At 37.0% G+C, this 23644-nt stretch carries 23 protein-coding genes; 11 read left to right on the forward strand and 12 right to left on the reverse strand.

The genetic code is table 11. The features are described from left to right. Nucleotide 1 precedes the first annotated feature (1 nt). Entirely contained in the window at nt 2-3160 is a 3159-nt protein-coding gene (locus FHS59_RS18300; RefSeq protein WP_184496810.1) for an efflux RND transporter permease subunit, read from the forward strand. A 43-nt stretch (nt 3161-3203) separates the two neighbouring features. Continuing rightward, nucleotides 3204-3434: an acyl carrier protein gene (locus FHS59_RS18305; RefSeq protein ID WP_184496811.1), complete on the forward strand. Its 231-nt coding sequence runs from the start codon at nt 3204-3206 to the stop codon at nt 3432-3434. Nucleotides 3435-3473: 39 nt separating this feature from the next. Here FHS59_RS18305 and FHS59_RS18310 read toward each other — a convergent pair whose 3' ends face one another. From FHS59_RS18310 to FHS59_RS18320, 3 genes are all read right to left on the reverse strand, one after another. Then, the gene (locus FHS59_RS18310) at nt 3474-5144 is read right to left on the reverse strand and encodes a M1 family metallopeptidase (protein WP_184496812.1); all 1671 of its coding nucleotides are present in this window, start codon (nt 5142-5144) and stop codon (nt 3474-3476) included. A 525-nt stretch (nt 5145-5669) separates the two neighbouring features. After that, nucleotides 5670-6284: an NADPH-dependent F420 reductase gene (locus FHS59_RS18315; RefSeq protein WP_184496813.1), complete on the reverse strand. Its 615-nt coding sequence runs from the start codon at nt 6282-6284 to the stop codon at nt 5670-5672. A 305-nt stretch (nt 6285-6589) separates the two neighbouring features. Beyond that, entirely contained in the window at nt 6590-7249 is a 660-nt protein-coding gene (locus FHS59_RS18320; RefSeq protein ID WP_184496814.1) for an ROK family protein, read from the reverse strand. 227 nt (nt 7250-7476) lie between these two features. On the opposite strand from FHS59_RS18320, the gene FHS59_RS18325 reads away from it, so the two are divergent. Then, nucleotides 7477-7944, forward strand: coding sequence for a DinB family protein (locus tag FHS59_RS18325; RefSeq protein WP_184496815.1), 468 nt, complete (start codon nt 7477-7479; stop codon nt 7942-7944). A 196-nt stretch (nt 7945-8140) separates the two neighbouring features. Then, complete coding sequence (locus FHS59_RS18330) at nt 8141-8332, forward strand: CsbD family protein (RefSeq protein ID WP_184496816.1); 192 nt, start codon at nt 8141-8143, stop codon at nt 8330-8332. 55 nt (nt 8333-8387) lie between these two features. On the opposite strand, the gene FHS59_RS18335 is transcribed toward FHS59_RS18330, so the two are convergent. After that, the gene (locus tag FHS59_RS18335; RefSeq protein WP_184496817.1) at nt 8388-8567 is read right to left on the reverse strand and encodes a histone H1; all 180 of its coding nucleotides are present in this window, start codon (nt 8565-8567) and stop codon (nt 8388-8390) included. Nucleotides 8568-8899: 332 nt separating this feature from the next. On the opposite strand from FHS59_RS18335, the gene FHS59_RS18340 reads away from it, so the two are divergent. The 3 genes from FHS59_RS18340 (at nt 8900) to FHS59_RS18350 (ending at nt 12336) form a co-directional block, all read left to right on the forward strand. Then, on the forward strand, nt 8900-10282 hold the full coding sequence (locus FHS59_RS18340; protein WP_184496818.1) for an MATE family efflux transporter: 1383 nt from the start codon (nt 8900-8902) through the stop codon (nt 10280-10282). 120 nt (nt 10283-10402) lie between these two features. Continuing rightward, nucleotides 10403-11821, forward strand: coding sequence for a sugar porter family MFS transporter (locus tag FHS59_RS18345; RefSeq protein WP_184496819.1), 1419 nt, complete (start codon nt 10403-10405; stop codon nt 11819-11821). A 53-nt stretch (nt 11822-11874) separates the two neighbouring features. Next, nucleotides 11875-12336, forward strand: a complete 462-nt coding sequence (locus tag FHS59_RS18350; protein WP_184496820.1) for a YehS family protein — start codon at nt 11875-11877, stop codon at nt 12334-12336. On the opposite strand, the gene FHS59_RS18355 is transcribed toward FHS59_RS18350, so the two are convergent. Next, nucleotides 12333-12551, reverse strand: coding sequence for a YwbE family protein (locus FHS59_RS18355; protein ID WP_184496821.1), 219 nt, complete (start codon nt 12549-12551; stop codon nt 12333-12335). The two genes, FHS59_RS18350 and FHS59_RS18355, sit on opposite strands and share 4 nt — an antisense overlap. 143 nt (nt 12552-12694) lie before the next feature. On the opposite strand from FHS59_RS18355, the gene FHS59_RS18360 reads away from it, so the two are divergent. From FHS59_RS18360 to FHS59_RS18370, 3 genes are all read left to right on the forward strand, one after another. Then, nucleotides 12695-13165, forward strand: a complete 471-nt coding sequence (locus FHS59_RS18360; protein ID WP_184496822.1) for a hypothetical protein — start codon at nt 12695-12697, stop codon at nt 13163-13165. Nucleotides 13166-13175: 10 nt separating this feature from the next. Then, complete coding sequence (locus FHS59_RS18365; protein WP_184496823.1) at nt 13176-13658, forward strand: hypothetical protein; 483 nt, start codon at nt 13176-13178, stop codon at nt 13656-13658. A 104-nt stretch (nt 13659-13762) separates the two neighbouring features. Next, the gene (locus FHS59_RS18370) at nt 13763-14227 is read left to right on the forward strand and encodes a hypothetical protein (RefSeq protein ID WP_184496824.1); all 465 of its coding nucleotides are present in this window, start codon (nt 13763-13765) and stop codon (nt 14225-14227) included. Between the two features lie 213 nt (nt 14228-14440). Here FHS59_RS18370 and FHS59_RS18375 read toward each other — a convergent pair whose 3' ends face one another. The 5 genes from FHS59_RS18375 to FHS59_RS18395 form a co-directional block, all read right to left on the reverse strand. Further along, nucleotides 14441-14689, reverse strand: coding sequence for an acyl carrier protein (locus FHS59_RS18375; RefSeq protein WP_184496825.1), 249 nt, complete (start codon nt 14687-14689; stop codon nt 14441-14443). A 271-nt stretch (nt 14690-14960) separates the two neighbouring features. Continuing rightward, a complete protein-coding gene (locus tag FHS59_RS18380) occupies nt 14961-15446 on the reverse strand; it encodes a hypothetical protein (RefSeq protein WP_184496826.1) in 486 nt (161 codons plus the stop codon). A gap of 65 nt (nt 15447-15511) precedes the next feature. Then, on the reverse strand, nt 15512-15868 hold the full coding sequence (locus FHS59_RS18385) for a hypothetical protein (RefSeq protein ID WP_184496827.1): 357 nt from the start codon (nt 15866-15868) through the stop codon (nt 15512-15514). A gap of 62 nt (nt 15869-15930) precedes the next feature. Beyond that, nucleotides 15931-17418, reverse strand: coding sequence for a glycoside hydrolase family 32 protein (locus FHS59_RS18390; RefSeq protein WP_184496828.1), 1488 nt, complete (start codon nt 17416-17418; stop codon nt 15931-15933). A 6-nt stretch (nt 17419-17424) separates the two neighbouring features. Further along, entirely contained in the window at nt 17425-18696 is a 1272-nt protein-coding gene (locus FHS59_RS18395) for a glycosyltransferase (protein WP_184496829.1), read from the reverse strand. 251 nt (nt 18697-18947) lie between these two features. Between FHS59_RS18395 and rfbA the strand changes: the two genes are divergently transcribed. After that, the gene (gene rfbA, locus FHS59_RS18400; RefSeq protein WP_184496830.1) at nt 18948-19808 is read left to right on the forward strand and encodes a glucose-1-phosphate thymidylyltransferase RfbA; all 861 of its coding nucleotides are present in this window, start codon (nt 18948-18950) and stop codon (nt 19806-19808) included. A 52-nt stretch (nt 19809-19860) separates the two neighbouring features. Here the strand turns inward: rfbA and FHS59_RS18405 are convergent, their stop codons facing one another. Both FHS59_RS18405 and FHS59_RS18410 read right to left on the reverse strand, forming a co-directional pair. Beyond that, a complete protein-coding gene (locus tag FHS59_RS18405; protein ID WP_184496832.1) occupies nt 19861-20616 on the reverse strand; it encodes a hypothetical protein in 756 nt (251 codons plus the stop codon). Nucleotides 20617-20819: 203 nt separating this feature from the next. Further along, complete coding sequence (locus tag FHS59_RS18410) at nt 20820-23591, reverse strand: M14 family zinc carboxypeptidase (RefSeq protein WP_184496834.1); 2772 nt, start codon at nt 23589-23591, stop codon at nt 20820-20822. Between the last annotated feature and the right edge of the window lie 53 nt (nt 23592-23644).

Genomic DNA, 23644 nt, shown 5'->3' on the forward strand with positions numbered 1-23644 from the left:
GATGCAGATAACCAAAATATCTATACAAAGGTCGACCATGGTCGTCGTCCTTTTCACGGTTTTGACTTTGCTTGGGATTTTTTCCTATTCGCAATTGTCTTACGAGCTTTTGCCGAAAATGGAAACCAATGTGGTCACCATTTCCACGATTTACCCTGGTGCAGCCCCTTCAGAAGTTGAAACTTCTGTGACGAAGAAAATTGAAGATGCAGTGGCATCTCTGGAAGGAATTAAATCAATGAATTCCATTTCTCAGGAGAGTATTTCTATCATCACGATCGAGATAGAAGCTGGTCAGGATGTGGATCTTTCCCTTCAGGATGCCCAAAGAAAAATCAATGCGATTTTAGGTGATTTACCTGAAGATGCAGATCCTCCTAGCTTAGGAAAGTTTGATTTGGACGATTTGCCGATCACGCAAATGGCGGTTTATTCCAATCTGAATCCTTCTGAGTTTTATGATTTGATCAAGAATAAAATCCAACCTTCTATCGCCAAAATTGGTGGAGTTGCTCAGGTAAATATGCTTGGTGGTACAGAGCGTGAGATCAAGGTCAATTTGGATAGAAACAAATTGGAAGCCTATGGCATTTCTCCAATTACTATCGCTCAGACTATCAATGCCAGTAATCTTGACTTTCCTACAGGAAGATTAAAGAATGAAAGCAGCCAGATTTTGATTCGTTTAGCTGGGAAGTTTTCTTCTGTGGAGCAGATCGAAAACCTGATCATTGCTTATCGTGACGATCAATCTCCGATTCAGTTAAAAGAAGTGGCGGAAGTATTGGATGATTACAAAGACGAGGAAATTTTGACTCGATTGAATGGCAAAGCGGCTATTGGTCTGACAATTCAAAAGCAATCAGATGCCAATGCGGTGGAAGTTTCTGAATTGATCGAGCATGAATTGACCATTTTGGAGAATACCTATGGTAAGGAAGGTCTTTCTTTTGAGATCTCCCAAAACACCTCAGAGTTTACTTTGGAAGCTGCTAATGATGTGATCAAAGACCTTGGAATTGCAATTCTTTTGGTAGCCTTGATCATGTTGTTATTCCTTCACAGTATTAGAAATGCTATCATCGTAATGATCGCCGTTCCAGCTTCTATCGTGGCAACATTTACGGTCATGTTTTTGGCGGGATTCACGCTGAACTTGATGAGTTTATTGGCCTTGTCTCTGGTGGTGGGTATTCTGGTCGATGATGCCATTGTAGTAATTGAAAACATTTATCGTCACTTGGAAATGGGAAAATCCATTGCTCAGGCATCTTATGACGGTATTCGAGAAATAGGATCAACAGTTGTTTCTATCACCCTAGTTATTATTGTTGTGTTTGTACCGTTGGCAATGACCGGTGGACTGATTGCGGGTATTCTTACCCAATTCAGTATCACGGTCGCCACGGCTACATTGATTTCCTTGCTGGTGGCATTTACTCTAATTCCACTGTTGACTTCCCGCTTTTCTAAGCTGGAGCACCTGGACAAAAACTCCTTCTTTGGCAAAATTGTCTATGGTTTTGAAAGTGCTCTTGATGGATTTGTGGATTGGTTAGTAGATATTCTAAGATGGGGTTTTGCCCATAAATTTGCCCTTTTGGGAATCACCTTCGTGTTATTTATCTCTTCATTCTTCTTGGTAATCAAAGGGTTTATCGGAAGTGAGTTTGTCAGTGAAGGAGATCGTGGTGAATTTATTTTGAGATTGGAACTACCAAAAGATGCTACGCTAGAGCAAACTAATTTCAAGACAAGAGAAGTGGAAGATTACTTAAGAACACTTCCAGAAGTGACTGAGGTGTTTACCACTGTAGGGGTTTCCAGCGGGCAGTTTACAGGCTCACAATCCTCACCTTATACTTCTGAAATTTCTGTGAAATTGGTGGATCCTGAACACAGAACCATGTCAGGTCCTGACTATGCAAGACAGGTCGAGAATACTCTGGAAGAAACGATTACTGGAGCTGAGTATACGGCTGTTCCAATCTCTATCATGGGTACTGCGAATGATGCTCCGATTCAAGTGATTGTATCGGGTCCTGATAAAGACAGTATCCGTGTAACTTCTGAAAAGATCATGTCAATTCTGGCGAATTTGAGAGGTACAAGAAAAATTGAAAGTTCATTGGAAGCAGGAAACCCAGAAATTAAAATCGAGGTGGATCGTGATAAAATGAATGAGTTGAACTTGTCTATGGACATGGTGGGTGGAGCGCTACAAGTGGCTTTTAATGGGAATGATGATTCCAAATACACCGATGGAGATTATGAGTACGACATCATGGTGAAACTGAATGAATTTGACAGAAAATCAATTTCAGATGTTGAGAACCTGGCGTTTTTGAATAGAAAAGGACAGCAGGTGAAACTATCCCAGTTTGCTACAGTCACTCAATCAGAAGGACCGACGAAGTTGGAAAGAAGAGACAGGGTTTCATCTGTAAAAATTACCTCGCAAGTGGCAGGTGTTCCTTCTGGAACAGTAGGAGCGGAGTTAACAGCAGCTATTAATGAAATGACTTTGCCGCAACAGGTTCAGATCAATTACGATGGCGATATGAAAAACCAGAGTGAAGGTTTCGGTAGCCTTGGAATTGCTCTTTTGGCATCTATCATTTTGATTTATTTGATCATGGTAGCCTTGTATGATTCCTATGTTTATCCACTGGTTGTGATGTTCTCTTTGCCGATGGCTTTGATTGGATCTTTGTTGGCCTTGGCTTTGACAAAAGGTACTTTGAGTATTTTCAGTATAATGGGATTGATTATGCTGATGGGCTTGGTAGCGAAAAATGCCATTCTATTGGTCGATTTTACCAATCAGTTGAAAGAGGCTGGAGTAGAAGTGAAAGCTGCATTGGAGAAAGCTGTGAAAATCCGATTTAGACCGATCTTGATGACCACTTTGGCGATGGTAATTGGTATGCTTCCGATTGCTTTGGCAGGTGGAGCAGGAGCCGAGTGGAAAAATGGATTGGCTTGGGTAATTATCGGTGGATTGATGTCTTCCATGTTCTTGACCTTAGTCGTGGTGCCGGTGATCTATTACTTGTTTGACAGATTTATGGCAAGAATCGGAAAGGCTGAGAAAAAGCATATCGAACTGGAAGATACCAACGTGGAGGAGTTTGAATCTGAAGCTGCTGCTTACGTATAAATTAATAAACCAACTTTGAATAATTACTGAAAATCAGAAGCTTATGAAAACGAATAGTGAGCTAAAAAAAATAGAAAAGGTGTTTCAACAATATGGAATATCTCTCAAAGGAAAGAGGAAATACGATCGATTTGAAGAAGATCTACGGATGGATAAAGTCTTTATTTCTGGTTTGATTTTCGATCTGGAATATGAGCTTCACAAAGAAATCAATGACGATAAAGTCAATACGGTGCAAGCTCCTTATCAGTTGATTGAATTGTTGATGAATTAAGTATAAAAAAAACGGCCCCAAATTATGGGGCCGCTTTTTTTATTTTCCTGTAAGATTTAAGGTTCCTACATAAAAGTTTGGATCGACAGTTAGCTGGATTTTTGAAGCTGGAAGCTCCATATTATCCCATCTGGTTGTAGGGTTTAGCCAAACCTCTTTTTCTGAATTGATCTTTACTTTGACAGGCATTGTAAAAGTTTGTATTGCATTTTCCCAACGGAAGAATAGCTTGTTGTCCTGCACGTAATAGCTGAGAATAGGAATTCTGATATCACGAAGGTATTGGTCAAAAACCGAAGAAAGGTTGATGTCTGCTTTCTCGCTGATATAGGTTTCTATTTGTTTGCTTGTCACAGTTTGATGGTAGAATTCTTCATTCAAGCCCCTTAAAATCATTCTCCATTTTTCATCGTCATTCACTATTTGCCTAATGGTATGAAGCATATTAGCTCCTTTATAGTACATGTCTCCGGACCCTTCTTGATTGACTCCGTATGGGCCGATAATTGGAATGTCGTTGTTGATGTTTTTACGGGTTCCAATCACATATTCACTACTGGCCTCTTTGCCGTAATAGTAGTCAAGAAACAGGTTTTCTGAATAGGCAGTAAAGCTTTCATGAATCCACATATCTGCCACGTCTTTGTAAGTAATGTTATTGGCAAACCATTCGTGACCAGACTCGTGGATGATGATAAAATCAAATTTCAATCCCCAGCCGGTTCCGCTTAGGTCTCTTCCTAAATATCCATTGGCATAATTGTTCCCATAAGTCACTGAGCTTTGGTGCTCCATGCCCAGATAGGGAGTTTCTACCAATTTGTAACTGTCTTCATAAAAAGGGTAGGGACCAAACCAATGCTCAAAGGCTTTCATCATCTTAGGAGCATCTTTGAACTGACTTTTTGCCTTATCTAGATTCTCTTTGAGCACATAATAATCCATGTCCAAAGTCCCTTTTTCTCCTTCAAACTTTTCTCCGAAATGGACATAATCTCCAATGTTGATGTTGATTCCGTAGTTATTGATCGGGTTTTTTACTTCCCAATGGTAGGTCTTGGTTTTGGCTTTTTTGTCGTGATCTGTTTTGATTAATCTGCCATTGGATACATCCATTAGGTTTTCTGGTACTTCCACAGCCATCAAAACTCCATTGTCAGGTTCATCTGCTGCATAGTCTTTATTTGGCCACCAGATACTTGCACCAATTCCCTGATTGGAATTTGCTATAAATGGTAAACCATTGCTATCCTGACTCCAAGTCAAGCCGCCATCCCAGGGCGGGCGAACAGCAATCACTGGAGAGCCTTCAAAGATTAAGTTGATTTGATAAGACTTTCCGATTTCCTGATTGGAAGTAGGAGTGATGAAATAACTGTATCCATCTTTTTCTATGGACAATTCCTGTTCATTCTGAATTGCCTTTACGAGCTTCATGGGTTCTTGTAGCTCAATTTGAATACGTTTGGAATCATCGATCACTTTATAAGTCATGAGGTTACTTCCAGAAATTGACTTGGTTGTGGGGTCAACTTTCAAATTCAATTGATACTTAAATAAATCCCACCATGCTCGGTCAGGAGTATTAGAACCTCGAAGCGTATCTTGATGGGTGAATTCCTGGGGAGCTCTGAAAATTTGAGCATTTACGGAACTAACTGCCTGAAGACAAAAACAACTTATAAATAGAACTTGAAAATATTTGATCATTTTTTTCTGTGATTGAGAGAAAGAATAATTCAGACTCAGACTTTGTTGAAACAAATCTTTGATTTCTTTAAAAGGACGATTGATTATAATTGCTGAAATTATAAAACTACTTTCATTTTGAAACAAAAAGTAATTTTATCCTCTACGAATTGTAATTTTTACTCAGTGTTTTTCTTTTATTCAGAAATTGCTCCAAAATGATCAGGTAGTGCTTGGCTTTTTTTAATTAAATAGCCTCGAAAAGGTAAATCAGAATTTGATAAGATTTAGTTGTATTTCTCTCAGTTTTTCTAAAGTGCTGCTAATCATAAATCTTAGTAATTTTTCGATTGAGCTTCAATTACATCGAATTAGAATATTAAATAAAATGAATTATCGATATTTATATTAAATCAAAAAGTAGTTTTTTGGATGTTTAAAATGATTATTCTTGAAAATATTTAATGTGATAAAAATAAATTAAATCTAAACCTATCATTAGGGAGGTTCTTTTTATTTAAAAAAAATAGAATATTTAAAATATACTCAAACAGAAATTAATTTAAAATGATAGTTTGATTTCTCTCTGTTTTGCCAAGTGATTTCTTTACTTAGATGATAAAAAGCTTCTAATAAATAGGCATTATGTATTTGTCCTGCATCTATTGCTTTGAATCCTATAAGTTCGATCAATCGCTTCACTCTCAATTTAGTAATTTCATCATCCCCACAATAATATGTCTCTTTGATTATCCCTAAAATATCAGATTTTGGATAGTCCAATCCTAGGTTGTTAAATGCTTTAAAAATCAGATTATTAGGCGTAGATTTTTTGATTAAATCCGTATTTGAATTGGATGTTGTGCTCGAAGTTCCATTGGTACAATCAATGATTATTTTGTCCTCTAAATCTACTGATTTTAGTGCTTCACAAACTTGTTTTAGGTTTTCGTTTTCACAGCAAATCAGAATGATTTCGGATTGAATTATTGCTGATTCATAAGGACAAATTCGATCATAAAATCTATTGAGTTGTTTCCACTCTATTGATTGAGTATCGAAATCATTTCTTACTCCAAACACTACATTAAGACCAGCTTCTATATACTTTTTACCTAAAGTATTAGAAAGATTCGTTCCACCAATGATACCTAATTTCATACACAGTATTCAATCTGAATTAATTATGATAATTGAAGTAGTCTAGATCTACATTGAAATTACAATAATAAATCATTGAAATTTTTCAATAAGATAGATTGAAATCTAGCTTTATTAATACAATTATCAAAATAATATCCCCTTTAAAAATTCAATTTGGGATGTATAACAAAAGGCTAATGATGAAAACCAATTATATGTTTTTCAAAAAATATTTCGAAAAGATAAATGTCTGCAGAAATTGTCTTTTTTAACTTGTTCCTATGAATATTAGAAGAATAGAGACTTGTGATTATTTGGAAATATTAGATGTTAAAATCTTCTTCCCATAATCTAAATCCTCCTCGGAATGCATTTTGGTTGGTGCCCAATCTGCAACCTTCCAGTACATAGGAGATTAGTTTTGAATTACCCCCTCCAAGTAAAATATCATCAGGCTGAAAGACATGAGAGAATTTTTCAATACAATTATGTACGTGTTTTTCCCATTTCTTTGAACCTCTTTCTATTAAAAATTCTTTGCCTACATAGTTTTCAAATGTGCCTTTCTTATAAGGTAGGTGTCCAGCCTCTAAAGGGATAATGGTTTTGTTAACCACCATCGCTGTCCCTAGTCCTGTACCAAATCCAAGAAATAAAAGCTTTTTGTTTTCATATCCGCCTAGTGCCTGCATGGCGGCATCGTTTATGATTTTGACAGGACAACCAAAAGACTTTTCAAAATCGTACTTTTTCCAACCATCTCCCAAGTTGACAGGTTCGGTGATGATTTTATTGTTTTTTACTACCCCAGGAAAACCAATAGATATCGCATCATATTTCCAATCTGCAGCATTTTCTTTAATCAATGGAATCATTTCTTCAGGTGAAAAATCAATGCCAGATGGAATTTTAATTCGCTCAGGCTGACCTGTAGCAAGGATTTTAATATTAGATCCTCCGATGTCGATTACTAAAATATTCATTCTCTAATTTTACCTTTTTTGATTTTGAGTTTAACCTATTACTTGCTTTTTACATCAAGTAAAAAATTGAATAATAGGAGTTTATAGGGTTTTCTAAAGTGAATAGAGTTGTGTTTTTATTTAAATACTTAGATTAAAGATAGGCAATATATTTTTTTGGATTTATTGTGATCCTAAAAGATTCAGGATATTTAGCCTATTCATTCCTAAATTTCTCTAATACAGCCATGAAAAATTCAATTCTTTCCGAACATTTTAAAAACCTATTCAAATACAATAATTCCATCAACCAACTTCTGGCTGAATATCTACTTTCCCATACTGATCAAATGCCAGAGAGGATAATTCTGCTGGCTTGCCATATTTCTAATGCGCATTTTATCTGGAATTCAAGGATTATGGGAAAGTCAATTGATACCAAGCCTTGGGATAGTTTTCCAATTTCCGAATTACTCGAAAGAGAAAAGGAAAATATGGAATGCACGATGAAGATTTTAGATGAAGTCGATTTAGAGGCGATAAAGAGCTATACAAATTCTTTAGGCAATTCCTATAAAAGCAAAGTGTCAGATATTCTTACCCATATTGTCAATCATGGAACTTATCATAGAGGACAAATTGCATTACTGCTTCGCGAAAATGGATTCAAACCTATTCCTTCAGATTATATCCATCTCATTAAAGATTTAATATAGACTCAGGGATTAATTTCCCCGATCTGTTGAAACTATTCTTTTTTTAGGATTTTAATTTTAGAAAAGCAAATTGATGAAATGATGTAATACGTTGTATAACAGTATATTATCTGAATTTTTTGATTTAAATCTATTTTCGGCACCACTTATGGTTTATAAGAAGTGTAAATGATTATTTCACTAAAAACCAACTATTATGAGTGCTACAAAAGATAAAATCAAAGGAAACTGGAATGAAATCAAAGGTAAAATTAAGCAAGAATATGCTGAAGTAACCGATGATGATTTGTTATATGAAGAAGGCCAAGAAGATCAATTGATTGGTCAAATCCAGAAAAAAACAGGAAAGACTAAAGAAGACGTAAAAAGCTTTATCGACAGTCTGTAAGATTAAAGAATAATTGAAAAGCCCTGTGGTCTTTAAGATCACAGGGCTTTTTGTTTTACTTGGCAGCGTTTTTCTTTGCAGTTACTTCTGCTCTGATTTCTTGTGCAAGGTTTTTAATAGCTTGCATGCCGTTTCTAACTCTGGTTCCAGCAGCCTTGTTACCTGCTTCATAGAATTTTTCAAAATCTGTTTCTAAAGAATTAACCAGGTCTTGCACTTCTTTAAATCTGCTCATAATAGCTTTTTGTTTAAAATTGTAATAATAGGTTGATGGGCTTATACTCCCAGTTAGTAATAATAGTAACTTTAAAACCCTTAAAGAAGCCTTTTTCAATTGATTTTTTAGAATTTCTCTAATTGTCTTGGTTTAAGACAAATAAATATAACTATCTGAAGAAATTATAAGTTTTCTACCATATTGTTTTAGCCTAGATTTCTGAATTCCGATGATTTTTTTTTCGATTTTTTCTTAATATTTAATTTGTAGGGCATTTATTTCAATACTGGTATTTTTCCTTCTTTCAAAATTTACTTTTCTTGCGCCTTAAAATTTTTAAATCACCACCCATGAAAGCCTGGCAGTTAATCAAAGATGCGATCCAGGGGAAAGAGCAGGATTATACCAAACTTTCTTTAAAAACAGCAATTTTCGTTTTGGCGATTCCAATGATTTTGGAGATGATGATGGAGTCACTCTTCGCTATCGTGGATATCTTTTTTGTGGCTAAACTTGGAGAAAATGCAATTGCAACAGTCGGACTTACCGAATCAGTTATTGTAATTGTTTATGCCATGGGCTTTGGGATCAGTATGGCCGCAACGGCATTGGTGGCAAGAAGATTTGGAGAAAAGGAATACAAAGAAGCAGGTGCTGCTGCTTTTCAACTTTTAGTAGTAGGAGGAACAATCGCTATTTTATTAGGTGGCCTTGGATGGATATTTGCGCCAGATATTTTAGGATTGATGGGAGCAGAGCAAGATGTGATTGATTCAGGTGTGAATTTTACCAGAATTGTTTTTGCTGGAAATATTGCCATTCTTTTACTTTTTATGCTAAATGGAGCTTTTAGAGGTGCTGGGCAGGCCCATCATGCCATGCGTTCATTATGGATTTCGAATGGCTTCAATATAATATTGGATCCCATTTTCATATTTGGTTTTGGCAACTGGACAGGCTGGGGCCTAGAAGGAGCGGCCATAGCTACAACACTTGGAAGATCTTTGGGAGTTATTTACCAACTCTATCATTTATTTAATGGCAAACATAAGCTGACCATTATCAAGGAAAATATGATGATCTCTTGGGCTTTGGTCAAAAAAATCATGGACATCGCTATCGGTGGAATGGGACAATTTTTAATTGATTCTGTTTCTTGGATTGCTTTGACTAGAATGAATGCAGAATTCGGTTCATCATCGCTTGCAGGTTATACAATTGCCTTTAGGGTTTTGATGTTTACCTTGATGCCTGCATGGGGACTATCTGGTGCCGCAGCAACTTTAGTTGGACAAAACTTGGGTGCCAAGCAAATCGATAGGGCTGAGAAAGCAGTTTGGCTCACTACCAAATACACAGTGATATTTATGGGTTCGGTCACTGGAATTTATTTACTATTTCATACCCAACTCGCTGGTTTTTTTACAGATATTCCAGAAGTTCAGGCAATTGCTGCTCAAGGCCTTTGGGTAATTGTTTTGGGCTATGTGTTTTTTGCGGTTGGAATGGTTCTAACACAGGCATTTAATGGTGCCGGAGATACCAAAACCCCCGCATATATTAATATTGGAGTGCTTTGGTTTTTAGAAGTTCCTCTGGCCTATGTACTAGCATTTTCTTTCGAACTAGGTTATTTGGGAATATTTATAGCCATTGCTTTTGCCCATTCTTTTCATGCTTTGGTAGCACTCTACTTCTTCAGAAAAGGAAAGTGGAAGACCATGGAGGTATAAAGATGGTCCTCAATTTTTCTATTTAGGAGTATTCAACCCGATAGTTCAGGATGGTCAAAAGGATATTTCACTGAATTTTTAAACTGAATCCTTATCTTTTTAGACCAAACCCAAAAACCTATGTCGAACCCAGCGCCTTCCTACCCATTATTCGAATATAACCAGCGATATATCTGGCTAATTAGTTTGACAGCTGCATTAGGAGGGTTTTTATTTGGTTATGATTGGGTGGTCATCGGAGGAGCAAAACCATTTTATGAGCCATATTTCAATATAACTTCTGTATCTGACCAAGGCTGGGGTACAAGTTCGGCTTTAGTAGGGTGTATGCTAGGAGCGATTTTATGCATTATCCTCAGTGATAAATTAGGAAGGAGAAGGCTTTTGATTTTTTCTGGATTTCTGTTTTCACTTTCTGCTTTTGGAACAGCTCTATCAGAAACATTTTGGTGGTTTAATGCTTATCGAATTATAGGAGGGATTGCGATGGGAATCGCCCTCAATCTTTCCCCTTTATATATCGCCGAGATTTCTCCTCCAGAAAAGCGAGGGATGTTTGTGACTATCAATCAGCTTCTCGTGATGATTGGAGTGCTATTGGCTCAAGTATGTAATTGGCAGATTTCATTAGTAGATACCAGTCTTCCTGAAAATGCCAACTTTGAGGTAATAGCTGCCAGCTGGAGCGGTCAAACGGGTTGGAGATGGATGTTTGGAGCTGAAATTATACCAGCGATGTTGTTTTTTCTATTGATGTTTTTAGTGCCAGAGAGTGCTCGTTGGTTGGTAAAGAATAACCAAGAAGAACAAGCCAGAAAGGTTTTAGAAAAAATTGGCGGGAGAAGTTACAGCGATATTTCCATTTCTGAGATTAAAACTACGTTGGCAGAAGGCGATTTAGGAAAAGTTCACTTTCAAGATTTGCTTAAAAAACCTCTTCCAAAATTGATAGGAATTGGGATTTTTCTGGCCTTTCTACAACAATGGTCCGGAGTCAATGTAGTGATCTATTATGCTGCGGATATTTTTCAGGCTGCAGGATATAACCTAAAGCAGATGATGTTGAATATTGTCGTAATTGGTGGAGTGATGGTGCTTTCTGTCTTTATCACAATTTTCACGGTAGATAAATTTGGCAGGAAAAAGCTCCTCTTAATTGGAACAGGAGCGATGGCTATTTTATATGGATTAATCGGATACTCCTTTTCTGTTGATCAGGGAGGTTGGGTCATCGTATTGCTAGTATTGACTAACGTGATGTTTTACTCTTTCACTTTGGCTCCTTTGCTTTGGGTAGTTCTATCCGAAATTTTTCCAACAAGAATTCGTGGTGCAGCCATTTCAATAGGGGCATTGGCACATTGGGTTGGAAATTTTACATTGACTTATTTCTTTCCGGCGATTAAAGAAAATCTTGGCTGGGCCAATAATTTCTGGTTGTATGGATTGATCTGTGCTTTTGGTTTTGTTGTGGTTTATTTGGTTTTGCCTGAGACAAAAGGTAAATCATTGGAAGATTTAGAAAAAGAACTGGTTTAGAAAAGAACCTGAGCTTCTATTTAAAATCCTTAATTTCGCATCAAAATAAAACCATGAGCAACAACGATATCTTCAGAAGTCTTCGCTACACCTTCGATTTAAATGATTTTTTAATGATTGAAATTTTTGGAATGGCAGGAGTAGAAGTGGATCGACCTACAGTTTCCAGTTGGTTGAAAAAGGATGACGATGAGGAGTTTAAGCCTATTTACGATAAAGATTTAGCTGCATTCCTGAATGGCTTTATCATCCTAAAACGTGGTAAAAAAGATGGGCAAGATCCCGTAAATGAAAAAAGTCTAAGCAATAATCAAGTTTTGAGAAAGCTGAAAATTGCTTTGAATATGATCGATGAGGATATGCTGAATATTCTTAAGACAGCCGAATTCAGACTTTCCAAACATGAATTGAGTGCTTTTTTCAGAAATCCTAGCCAGAGCCAATACAGAGATTGCAAAGACCAGGTTTTGCGTAATTTCTTAAGAGGTCTTCAGTTGACTTATAGACCAAATTAATCTTCTTCTGGAAAAACTTCCTTGACTCTTCCTACTTCACCTGTATCGAGCATCACTTTGATGCCGTGTGGATGGGAAGGGGAGCTGGTCAATATTCTTTTGACAAAACCTTCTGTTAATTCGCCGGATCGTTGATGATGTTTTTGGACAATGCTCACCTCATCACCTATCTGTATGTTCTTTCTGATGTTTCCTGTAAGTGAATTTCTACTCATACCCAAAATTAGTAGATCAATGTCTCTACAATTAAAATTTTCATGATTATTTAGAAAATTCTGTAGCGTTTTATAATTAGTTACGTAGTTAGTTATGAGATGTGAATCTCTTGTTTTTTATCCTTTTTTATCAAACTCTTCATATGAAACAAAATTTACTATTTACTGGACTTCTTTTATTTTTTGCCTTTGGCTGTAATAAAGAAGATGATATTATTCCAAGCAATCAGTTGCAGGGGAAATATGAATTTAAGTTGGAAAAAGTTGGCAATAATTACGAGATGGACTTCGTGAATACGCTTGACTTTAAATCTGATGGAACCGTTTATGGAGAAGCTTTTACTACTAAAGCTGGCACAGAAGAAGTACTCGGGTATAGGTACTATTTCAATGGAGAGTATGAAATTGAAGATGAAAAAGTTACCATTACATCCACAGAATCTTTTCATAATAATTTGATGGATACTTTCTTTGCTCCTAAAAGTGATTTAGTTTATGAAGAGGGAGGAATGGCATCAGAAGAATATTTCATCAAGGATGAGTTTCAAACACTTCAGATTATTTGTCCAGCCAATGTAAATTGTTTAAATGTGGTTTATAAAAAACTCAATTAATAAATAAGTTATGAAAAACAGGTTTTACATACTGATTGCTCTTATTGCGCTGCTGTCTTCTTGTAAGAATGAAGATGAGCTAAGTCCTTCAAAAGCTGTATTGGGTGTATATCAAAAAGTTGACGTGGACTTTAATGATGAATTATCCCTTTTTAGAACCTTTGAATTAAAAGCTGGAAATAAGGTTGTTTTTCAAGGTTTTTTTAGGGAAAAAGGGGAGTCTGAAATATTAGGATACCAGTTTTATTTCGAAGGCACTTACACTTTGGAAGACGATGTTGTGGTGATGGATTATGAAAACACTTTCGTATTATCTGATCCGGATATTACTTATGTTCCTAAAGAGGAATTGCCTCAGATAGAAAGGGATTTTACTTTAGATGATCGGTATAAGGTTTCAGAAGATTACCAGGAATTAAGTTATATATGTCCACCTAATGCGTTTTGTGCACCGCCGGTTCCCTTTGTTAAAGTCCCGCCAATTAGTGGGTAAACAATAATTATGAAGCTGCTTTTAGAAATGAAAGCAGCTTTTTTATTTTTCAATTGGTTTCTGATTTTCAGGAAAATACCCTAGCTTTTAACAAAGAACAGATCATGAAACTAAACTCTCTCTATTTTTTACTATTGGGCTCAGTACTTTTTTCATGTATTGAGGAGAAAAAAGAATTAGATGCCAATGTTGCAGTCTTGGGCAAATATGTATTTGAAATCAAAGGGAGCAGTTTTGATTTGATCAATAGTATAGACCTTAAACCTGGAGGGAATGTTGTTGGATCTGGAATAATACAGAATAGCGAAGAGTCAGAGGATCTAGGGTTTAATTATTACTTCACCGGAACTTACACGATAGAGGAAGATGTGATCTCTATTTTTCAAGAATCTTACTTTCAAGTTGGGGAGGCAGGTAAATTATTTGACAATCGGGATCAATTGGTTTTAGTACAAACTAGATCCGCAAGCTCAGATTATCTTATACAATCTAATTTTACAGAGTTGCATTATATATGCCCTCCAAATGCGATATGTTTGGATGAAACGATTTTTGTAAAAGAAAAATAAAGGCTGCCTCGATCACGATGGCAGCCTTTTTTGTTGGTTTGTTCTCTTAAATTTTTATGTAGATCCGCTTTCTTATCATTAGCCAAAGAAAAAAAGGTTAGAAGTATATTTCAACGTGCTTTGTACTGAGGACTTTTGTCGGTGGACGATAATCCGCGACTTTCTAAACTCATTTATTAACTACTGGTACCATTGCGGATAATCATATAAATTTTAATTGTCTTGAGGGATTGTTAACAACAGCCCGATTAAGTCTTTTGGTGTTTTTACCTCTCCAAGTAATTCATCTTGAAAAATGACCTGAAGTTGGAATTCCAACTCGAAAATCAATCCATTTATGAAAATGGGATCCATATTTAATTGCTGGATAAAGTTGGCATTTTTCTGTTTTCCTGCCAGATAAATTCCATAAGAATGAAATACCTCAATGGCCTTTTTTAATACAGTAAATTGTTGGTTCATAGTAGATTGGTTTAGATAGTTGTAAGTGTTTCTGTGAATTGGTATTTATTACGAAAATTTTTTAATTATGGATTTGAATTACAAAATTAAAATTTGTTAAGCTTCCAAATTGGTAACAAATGTCACTCCCAAATGGGTTTAACAGCATTTCTACAGAACGATTTTAGGGAAAACAAAAAATGCTCCTGCCAGAAGCGAAGAGCATTTTTGACATAAACCATGAAGCTGCTTTTTGATTTTTTTGATGAATTGGAATTACATTTTCACCAGCTTATTTACTGATTCTATCCTGTAGGATTCCTATCCATTTCTTAGCGATAGCCTTTTCAGCTGTCATAGAAGGGAAAAGTTTTTGGTCGTATATCTCCAGCATTTTGGCTGGGTGATTTGTATCCAGAAATTGAAGTTTTACCCCTAGGTAATCTATGACCTCATGCTTCAATCGTCCAGTTCCAATGCTATGGGAATGCTCGTGAATACTGATGTTTTTCACCTCTTTCAAATCGATAATGGTTTGCAATGGATAATTGCCATTGCGGAAATAAATGAGTTTGTTGTTTTCTGAGTCAAAACCCATCTGATGGTTTTTCCATTTTTCGACTTTGGATAGTTTAAAATTATTTTGGGTTATAAAATCCTGAAAGTTTACTGTTTTAGGAAGATTTTGAAAATTGAATTTGGTGTAGGCAAAAGGTATAGCTAAGCCCACGACTAGGAAAAATGAAACCATAAGGTTCACTGATTCTGAGTGTATCATGTTGTATTTGGTTAGTGTTAATAAATTGAAATCCAGCTTTTTAAGCTATCGGGATTTAATCAACACTACCAAGTATAGAAAAAATGGAAATAGGTCTGCTTTACATCAAAAAGAGGAACTGATTTTTTGAATTTAGCAGAAAGAACAGCATTGGTTCTCGAATCTAGATGGAATGGAATCCATGAATTTGTAACTGATCCAATCAGCTTAAGAACCGTTTGAATCCCAGGGATCTCAACTGATTCTTCCAGTATGGTGTTTAATGCAATTGGAGAAGAAGAATAGGTGGGCTGATGCCAACCATCTTCTGAATTACTTTCTTGATGAAATTCTGGACTGGAAGTACCAAGCGAAAAAACAGAAAGCAATAACAGGAAAAGACCTGATGCTAAGACTGTGCTATGGAGGTACTTGCTTTTCATTTTGAGGAATATTCAATGAAAATTTGGAGATTAAATTTTAAATAGTCAAACCGTTGATCAAACTATTTTTCCAAAGGGAATAATTTTGCATTTTTTAAGTTTTCGGAGAGCTCCACTTTCTTCCATGGGCTATTTGGAAAAACGTTTGAAGTCATTACCAACTCTCCTTCGTTTACAAAGAGTTCAACGGAATGGGCATCCAGAAAGATTTGTATTTTTTCTGCTTTCCAGCTCATAGGGGCAGAATGGATCGTAGCAAAGTCAGAATTGAAATTGGAAATGCCACTTTGAGATCGATCTATGGAGACCAAACCAAATTCTTTTGAAATAATGATTTGTTCACCTAACTCATTGCTGATTTTTATTGAAAATTCATCTTGATCTTTGAGTTCTGCTTTAAGTTCAACAGCTATTCCTGGTAGGTTTGAGGATTCGGAAAACTCATACCATCCTTGTTCTAACTTTGCTAATTCTTCTGCAGGCACAGATTTCAGTAGCAAAGTGCCGTCAATATCAAACAAGCTTAACTCTCGGGGAATAGTCATGGCCGATCTCCATTTTTCAGTAGGAACTTGATTGGCGTAAAGCCAATTACTCATCCATCCTATCATCAAAGTTCTATTTTGGGATGATGGGATATTACTCCAAGTGACGCCAGCATAATTATCAGGTCCATAATCCATCCATCGAATCATGGTGTCGTCGGGAGTGAATGTTCCATTGTTGAAATTACCAATGAAATATTGGGTTGCTGATCCTTTTTGTGGTCCTCCTGGATTAATGCTGACCAAAAGGACATATTTATCTTCCCCAGATGGAGTTTTCATCAGAATTAGGTCTGGACATTCCCAAACGCCTCCATGAGCGCCAATTCCCTTTCCAAATTCCCCGCTTTTCTTCCAATGTATTAAATCCTCTGAACTGAAAAATTCTATATGATCGGCAACTGCCAAAGTCATTACCCAAATTGGATTTCCAGCATCATCTTTTTGTAAGGAGACTTTGGGATCTCTGAAGTCTTTGATTCCCGGATTTTTTAAAACTGGATTTCCCTCGTATTTCGTCCAAGTTCTTCCTTTATCCAAAGAATAGGCAATACCCTGAGTTTGGAAATCAATCTCGCCATTTCTTTCACCTACAGGATCATGGTAGGTGTAGATTGCCACGATTGGAGGATTTTCCTTTGAGCCAAATCCAGAAGTATTTTCCAAATCCACTACTGCTGATCCAGAGAAAATATATCCAAGACTATCTGGTTCAATGGCAATTGGTAAATGTTCCCAATTCACTAAGTCTTTGGAAACTGCATGACCCCAATGCATCGGTCCCCAAATTGTGCTGTCAGGATAATGTTGGTAAAAAAGATGGTATTCATCCTCATAAAAAAACATCCCATTTGGATCATTCATCCATGCTTCTTCAGGTGTGAAATGGTAAACTGGTCGAAATTTTTCTATTGAATCGTCTTTAAAAATGATCTCATTTTTTTGGGTGCAGGAAAAAATAAGAGACATAGCCAGTAAAAAAGGTGAAAGTTGTTGGGATTTCATGCAAAGTTAATTTTGGGTAATGTACTCAATGATCTCTTGTTTATTGGCTTCGGGTTTCATGTCCTCTGCCAAGGATAAAGCATTTTCTTTAAAACTTTGGTTGTTCCAGAATTCAAGTAAAATCTTTTCAAATTTATCAGCTTTAAGTTTATGAATGCTGATTCCTTTCGGACCCATTTGTCTTTTCTCAATAAGTTGGTTCCAAAAGTATTGATCTATAATGTGAGGGATGATCAATTGGACACAACCGTGATGAGCCGCCTGATGGGTCGTTCCTGAGCCTCCATGGTGGATTATACCATAGATTTTTGGTAAAATCCAATCATATGGAATCTGGTTTACATAAAAGATCAGATCAGAATCAATGTCGATTTTTTCTAAACCTCCCCAGGAAAGATTGACAATGGTAGGGATTCGATGCTGGATCAGAAGTTTTATAATTGTTTCTGAATGTTGTTTTGGTTTAGGGTTACTCATAGAGCCAAAAGTGAGAAGCGCAGCTTTTGGATGTAATTTCAGCCAATCTTCTAGTTTAGGATCAATTTGATATTCTTTGGTCTGGTTCCTGAAAAAGTAACCAGTTATTGTTGCTGTATTTGGCCAATTTTCCGGCCTTGGGAAAAGAGTAGGTGAAATGGTGTAAAGTGTTCTCAAGTCTTTTCTCTCAAAATCTTTCATGGCATTAGATGAAAAATCTGGATCGATAAAATCAGAATAATATTTTTTCATCAATCGTTTCATTGCTTTATGCCTAGCTCCATTTACAAAACCGTAGCTTTTCAGATTCCACTTTTTAGAGAATGGTCCCCATTTTGCCAAACCAATGTGCGGGTAATTTTCGGAGGGATGAATAAGACAGGGGAGAGGAGAAAGCAAGATGAATTTCTTAGGATTTTGCTTTGCACAGAGATAAAAGTAGAGTGCTTTTGAATGGAATAATACTTTGTCAGGGTTGATTTCCTGAAGGACTTCTCGTTGCTGTTCTATTAATTTCCCTTGTACTTTCATCGAATCCCTGATCAGTCGGAGGTAACCTTTTAACTGGGCGAATCCATTTCCTCCACCACCCATGACGGATTTTCCACTTTGGGTTTCAAGCATTTCCAAAAACCTTTTATCGAAACCAATAAACGGATAGTTTAATTGTTCCACGACTTCTCTAAACTGCTCCGGAAATAAACAAACCACCTGGTGACCAGCATGAGTAAGTATTTCGGCCTGTGCTAAAAATGGTTCAACATCTCCTCTTGTGCCTAAGGAAACTAATAGGATTTTCATTGGTTTTTTTTGTTTTTACTCAGTGAATTGGTTTTTCTCCCTAATGAAAAAAACGAGTGCCAGTGATTTAATAAATGCTCAATTAGAAGGTATTTTTTAATCTGTACTTCAATCTGTAGTTTTGTCACCTCAATCTACTTTTGATTTTTGTAATATTTATATGAAATCAAGCTTTGTGATAAACGCCATTTTTGGAAGTTTAATTGAATTGCGAGATTCCATATGACCCTTGAAAATAATTAATTTACCACATGAAAGGAATCATTCTGGCAGGTGGGTCTGGAACAAGACTTTATCCATTGACCATTTCGGTAAGTAAACAATTGATGCCTGTTTACGACAAACCTATGATTTATTATCCATTGTCTGTTTTGATGATGGCTGGTATTAAAGATATTTTGATTATCACGACTCCAGAAGATAATCAGGCTTTTGAAAAACTATTGGGTGATGGATCTCAGGTTGGATGTAATTTCCAATATGCGGTTCAGCCAAGCCCTGATGGATTGGCTCAAGCATTTATCATTGGAGAGGAATTTATTGGGAATGATAAAGTCGCATTGATATTAGGGGATAATATTTTTTATGGTTCGGGCTTGCATAAAACTCTTCAGGAAAACACAGATCCTGAAGGAGGCGTTGTTTTTGCCTATCATGTCAATGACCCTCATAGATATGGAGTTGTAGAGTTTGATGAAGCTCAAAAAGCGATCAGTATCGAGGAGAAGCCAACAGAGCCAAAATCTAATTTTGCTGTTCCAGGTTTATATTTCTATGACAATGATGTGGTGGAAATAGCAAAGAACATCAAACCAAGCCCAAGGGGAGAGCTGGAAATAACCGATATCAACAATGAATATTTGAAAAAAGGAAAGCTCCAGGTAGCGATTTTAAATAGAGGAACGGCTTGGCTGGATACGGGCACTCATCAATCGTTGCTTCAGGCAGCTCAGTTTGTGGAAGTAATCGAAGAGCGTCAAGGATTGAAAATCGGATGTATAGAAGAAATCGCTTATAGAAATAAATTCATTGGGAAAGAAGAACTACTCAAAGCTGCCGAAAAGCTAGGAAAAAGTGGGTATGGAGCTTATTTGAGAAGGCTAGTCTCATAAAAAAAAGGATTGGAAATTTATGCTTCCAATCCTTTTTCATTTTATCTGATTCTTATTTGTTGATTTCTACAAATTTTGAGTCAAGGGTTTCATTGATAAAATATACTTTTTTGCCTCCAAAAGTTTGGGATTCAGTGGTGTATGCTGCAGCTTGAACAATTCCAGTGGAAGTTGCTTTCATACCGGATAGATCAGAAGAAGAGAAAGTTACGCTAGTGGCTTTTGTTGTTTTTGTGGCTACTTTATCTCCATCAGAAATGACCCAGATGATATTATCGCAGTTGGCAGGAATCCCCTCAATGGCGACAGTTACCGAACCTGCTACAGAAATAGCATCGGGAACGTTGTTTAAACGGATCACGCCTGGCATTTTCTTAGAAGTGGAATAAGTAAATGCATCAAATCCACTACCTCCTGAAACAGACCAGTCATTTCCCTGACCGGAGTTCAACCCTAAAGAGATGTCAGTCGCATTGTTGATGTAGGAGTTGCCTACAGTTTTTAAAGTAAAGTCATTGATCATGACGTCTCCAGCTTTTGCCAAGCTACCACCTCCAGCAGAAGAGTAGAAATTAGCTGAAGCAACATCTATCAAAATATCCCCAAGCCCAGGAACGGGAGCAGCACCGGGAACATTTGATTTGACTTTGATAGCAGCTAAGACTGCATCTGCATCACCTGGAGTTTCTGGGGTGACATTTGCGCTTTGAGCTTGTGTCGGATCGTTATCATCATCGGAGCTACAGGATGAAAAATACACGCTGAATGCTAGCAAAAAGATCCAAAGGTTTGATCTGAATAGTTTCATAATTCTTTGATTTAGATTATGAACCAAACTTAGATTTTCTCTTTCTTCAAAAGAATAAGGCATTTGACGTATTTGTTACCCTGGCTAAATCAACCTTCTATTTTTTGAAAACATCTTATTTAAAAAATACTTTATTCAATGGATTTAAATAAAAAAGCCCCTTGAAGATATTTTCGAGGGGCTGATCCTATTATTGAGGCTGACTATCTAAGATGATTCCAATTGATAATTGCGTTCCAAACCAAAGGTGCATCATGGTGATTTAAGTAGCGATGCAATGGATCAAATGTAAATGCAACCACATTACCTTTGCCTACTGGCAGGTTAAAGATGGTTCCTTGCCCAATAATCGTCTGTTCATTTCTAACCATTCCTGACCTTACATAAGGGGCATCCTTACCTGTTTCTGATTTAGGTTTCTCCTCCACTTCTTTATCTGGCATTCCCATGATCGGGCCGGTATATTCAATTTCATCTTTCAAAGGCTTGTTTCCATACTGAAGAACCATTGCTTTTCTGTCTTTTAAATCTACTTGATAAAGAGGGCCATTTCCTCTGAAAATCGGGAATGTCTCTGGGAAACCATAGACCAATGGGCTTTGAGAATCTTTGATTTTGACTGTTACTACGGAACCTGGGTGGAATAAGCCAGAAGCTGAATATGATTCTAGATTTCTTACAATTCCAGTTTCTGAGACCATGTTAGTGGAGTTGTCCAAAGTGATAATCAAACCACCTTCTTCCACAAACTTTTTCAGGTTTTCAATTCCATTAAACCCTGGCCCTCCAGTGATGTCATTGGAGGAATCAGGGAAACCATGGGAAGGATATTCAGCAGTTTTGGTAAATGGCAATGGACCAAATTCGGTGCTGACTCCATGAATGAAATCAGAGCCATTTCCTCTTGCTCTTGGCACCAAAATCACATCATACTTGCTTCTTAAACTTCCAGCTTTTAAATCATCTTTGTCAATAGAAGTGTAAGGAATGCCTCGCTGCTCAAAAGTATATCGGGACCAGCCTTCATCCTGCGTATTGAACCAAGTATGATAAATGGCAATCTTTGGTAAAGAAACTGAATGAATATCGCTTGCTTCAGGTGTTTTATTTCCTTTGATTAAATCCAGACCAAATTCCTCATTGATTTGGTCTGCTTGCTTTTGAGAAAGTCCTTTGAAATAAAGAGAACCCAGCGCCAAAGTATCAGAATCCAGAATAAATTCTTTTTCTAAAACCTGAACCTCTACTTTACTATTAGCTTCTTTCAACCAATACAAAGCTGGCAACACCATGTTTTGAGCTTGATAGGAAAGGTAATATGCATTTCCACTTCCCTTTACTTTTCCAGCATAAGTTGCTTCTTCCTCGACCATAGTCAAGTCACTCATTTGATAAGCGATACTATCGGTTTTTTCTACTTCGACGCCATACAAATAGCCAAGTGTCCAAGCGATGTCATCATAAGGAGGGAATTTGGCCTCTTTTGGATAGTTCTGCTCAGTCAGAAGGTTAACTGCAAGATTTCTATATGGCTGATCCAATAAAACCACATAATCTCCCTCGTTTTCTCCTGAAGTAGCTTGATGAACCTCGATTTTTTGTGCTCTCAACTGATTAACCAAATATGCAGCCATCACAGGATCTTTTTGATCTCTTGGAATGACAAAAGCCTTTGGACCTTCGGTCTTTCCTTTTTGGATCGAATTGACTCCTTTCTGGTAAAAGTTTTTCAGAAGTTGGTCACCATTATGGGCAGCATAGGTAAGGGATGCCAAAACTCCAGCTTGCATGTAATTGACATTGTTTCTTGCTGACCAATAAACTTTCTGAGTCGGTGGATCTGGTCTATACCATTCTCTACTAGTTGCAGGATCGCCTGCATATCTGGCATTTGACAAATCTCTCATATAGGTATTGGCGCCTGCATTTCCGAAAGTCTCATAAAAACGTCCATTGGCGTTATGATTATTAGCCACCCAAATTCCATAACCTGGCCACCATCCATCGTAAAATGCCCATGTAAATGCTCCAGGCATTCCCTGTGCTGCCAAACTTGCGATATCACTATTGGCCATAATTTGCCATTCTCCAATGGTAATCGGATCTACTTGCTCATTGTATGGACCTGTTCCTGTAGAGATGTAGAGTAGGGGTACGGACTCATGCAAATCCAGCATGACCAATGGATGCCAATCGAAGAAAATCTTGAAAATTCCTCTTGTAATAGCTTGGGAAACCTGAAGACCATCCCGATTATTATCATGGAAAACATATTGTCCCCAGTAGGGAGTTGATCTAGGAAATCCATCATCCCAATCAGTTCTGGCCTTGGTGTATCGATGGTACCAATCAACCTGTTTGTCTCTTCCATCTGGTTCGGAAACCGGATTGATGAGGACAATAAGATTTTCGCGGATGTACTGGATAGACTTGTCTTCGCTGGTAATCAAACGATATGATAATTCCATCAGCATTTCAGGTGATCCCATTTCTGTCGAGTGCATTCCCCCGTTTAGATAATACACCGGTTTGGCATCAGCAATGATTGCTTCAGCTTCTTCAGCATTGGTGATTCTTGGATCAGCGAGTTTCGCCATTTGGCTTTTGTAATGATCCAATCGCTCCATGCTGTCATCACCTCCGATTACCACCATATAGATAGGTCTGCCTTCCTCTGTGGTTTCTAGTTGCTGTATGGATAGATGCGGTGATTTTTCAGCTAATAGCTTGTAATAGCCATAAATTTCGCTCGTGCTGTGCATTTCCATCGGTGCTCCGATGATCTGACCAAAATGGGTTTTTGGTGAGGGAATCTCAGGATGGTCTACGATTCCTAAAACTGAAGATGGTAAAAACCTCGGGTCTGTTGTGTATTCTTTGATTTTGGCATTATAGTCTTCATCTATTTGCTGCGCAAAGGAGGACTGGAAAATAAAAACGCCAAGAATCAAACCCGTTAAAAAACGTGTTTTCATGGATGATATCGTTTGGTGGCTCTTTAATAATTGAACTCAGAAGTTAAGGTTTT

It is taken from the genome of Algoriphagus iocasae, from assembly GCF_014206875.1.
In the GTDB taxonomy this organism is placed as follows: domain Bacteria; phylum Bacteroidota; class Bacteroidia; order Cytophagales; family Cyclobacteriaceae; genus Algoriphagus; species Algoriphagus iocasae.

Coding starts and splice junctions, on each gene's coding strand:
- FHS59_RS18315 (WP_184496813.1), bottom strand. CDS start 6,284: ATGAAATTAGGTATCATTGGTGGAACGAATCTTTCTAATACTTTAGGT.
- FHS59_RS18345 (WP_184496819.1), top strand. CDS start 10,403: ATGTCGAACCCAGCGCCTTCCTACCCATTATTCGAATATAACCAGCGA.
- FHS59_RS18395 (WP_184496829.1), bottom strand. CDS start 18,696: ATGAAAATCCTATTAGTTTCCTTAGGCACAAGAGGAGATGTTGAACCA.
- FHS59_RS18410 (WP_184496834.1), bottom strand. CDS start 23,591: ATGAAAACACGTTTTTTAACGGGTTTGATTCTTGGCGTTTTTATTTTC.
- rfbA (WP_184496830.1), top strand. CDS start 18,948: ATGAAAGGAATCATTCTGGCAGGTGGGTCTGGAACAAGACTTTATCCA.
- FHS59_RS18320 (WP_184496814.1), bottom strand. CDS start 7,249: ATGAATATTTTAGTAATCGACATCGGAGGATCTAATATTAAAATCCTT.
- FHS59_RS18310 (WP_184496812.1), bottom strand. CDS start 5,144: ATGATCAAATATTTTCAAGTTCTATTTATAAGTTGTTTTTGTCTTCAG.
- FHS59_RS18330 (WP_184496816.1), top strand. CDS start 8,141: ATGAGTGCTACAAAAGATAAAATCAAAGGAAACTGGAATGAAATCAAA.
- FHS59_RS18370 (WP_184496824.1), top strand. CDS start 13,763: ATGAAACTAAACTCTCTCTATTTTTTACTATTGGGCTCAGTACTTTTT.
- FHS59_RS18325 (WP_184496815.1), top strand. CDS start 7,477: ATGAAAAATTCAATTCTTTCCGAACATTTTAAAAACCTATTCAAATAC.
- FHS59_RS18355 (WP_184496821.1), bottom strand. CDS start 12,551: ATGAGTAGAAATTCACTTACAGGAAACATCAGAAAGAACATACAGATA.
- FHS59_RS18335 (WP_184496817.1), bottom strand. CDS start 8,567: ATGAGCAGATTTAAAGAAGTGCAAGACCTGGTTAATTCTTTAGAAACA.
- FHS59_RS18390 (WP_184496828.1), bottom strand. CDS start 17,418: ATGAAATCCCAACAACTTTCACCTTTTTTACTGGCTATGTCTCTTATT.
- FHS59_RS18340 (WP_184496818.1), top strand. CDS start 8,900: ATGAAAGCCTGGCAGTTAATCAAAGATGCGATCCAGGGGAAAGAGCAG.
- FHS59_RS18365 (WP_184496823.1), top strand. CDS start 13,176: ATGAAAAACAGGTTTTACATACTGATTGCTCTTATTGCGCTGCTGTCT.
- FHS59_RS18305 (WP_184496811.1), top strand. CDS start 3,204: ATGAAAACGAATAGTGAGCTAAAAAAAATAGAAAAGGTGTTTCAACAA.
- FHS59_RS18380 (WP_184496826.1), bottom strand. CDS start 15,446: ATGATACACTCAGAATCAGTGAACCTTATGGTTTCATTTTTCCTAGTC.
- FHS59_RS18360 (WP_184496822.1), top strand. CDS start 12,695: ATGAAACAAAATTTACTATTTACTGGACTTCTTTTATTTTTTGCCTTT.
- FHS59_RS18350 (WP_184496820.1), top strand. CDS start 11,875: ATGAGCAACAACGATATCTTCAGAAGTCTTCGCTACACCTTCGATTTA.
- FHS59_RS18385 (WP_184496827.1), bottom strand. CDS start 15,868: ATGAAAAGCAAGTACCTCCATAGCACAGTCTTAGCATCAGGTCTTTTC.
- FHS59_RS18375 (WP_184496825.1), bottom strand. CDS start 14,689: ATGAACCAACAATTTACTGTATTAAAAAAGGCCATTGAGGTATTTCAT.
- FHS59_RS18300 (WP_184496810.1), top strand. CDS start 2: ATGCAGATAACCAAAATATCTATACAAAGGTCGACCATGGTCGTCGTC.
- FHS59_RS18405 (WP_184496832.1), bottom strand. CDS start 20,616: ATGAAACTATTCAGATCAAACCTTTGGATCTTTTTGCTAGCATTCAGC.